Annotated in this window: 1 pseudogene; it reads left to right on the plus strand. The window is 46.4% G+C overall.

Annotated elements, in window-relative coordinates:
* Positions 1–319 (plus strand): annotated as a pseudogene (locus SB772_RS39760) (excinuclease ABC subunit B); the annotation flags it as partial.

A 319-nucleotide genomic window follows, 5' to 3' on the forward strand; every position in this document is an offset into this window, starting at 1 on the left:
CCAGAAGATGCCTTGTTGTTCCTTGATGAATCACATGTGACGGTTTCGCAGATTGGTGCAATGTATAAAGGCGATAGATCGCGTAAAGAAAACTTGGTCAATTATGGTTTTAGATTACCCAGTGCGATGAATAACCGCCCGATGAAGTTTGAAGAGTGGGAGCGTATTAAGCCCAAAACCATTTATGTCAGTGCCACGCCAGCGCTATATGAGCTTGAGCACAGCGAGCAAGTCGTAGAGCAGGTCGTCCGTCCGACAGGTCTGATTGACCCTGAGATTGAGATACGTCCTGTATTGACGCAAGTTGATGAAGTGCTAT

This window comes from Paraburkholderia sp. SIMBA_030 (genome assembly GCF_046535245.1).
Lineage (GTDB): Bacteria > Pseudomonadota > Gammaproteobacteria > Burkholderiales > Burkholderiaceae > Paraburkholderia.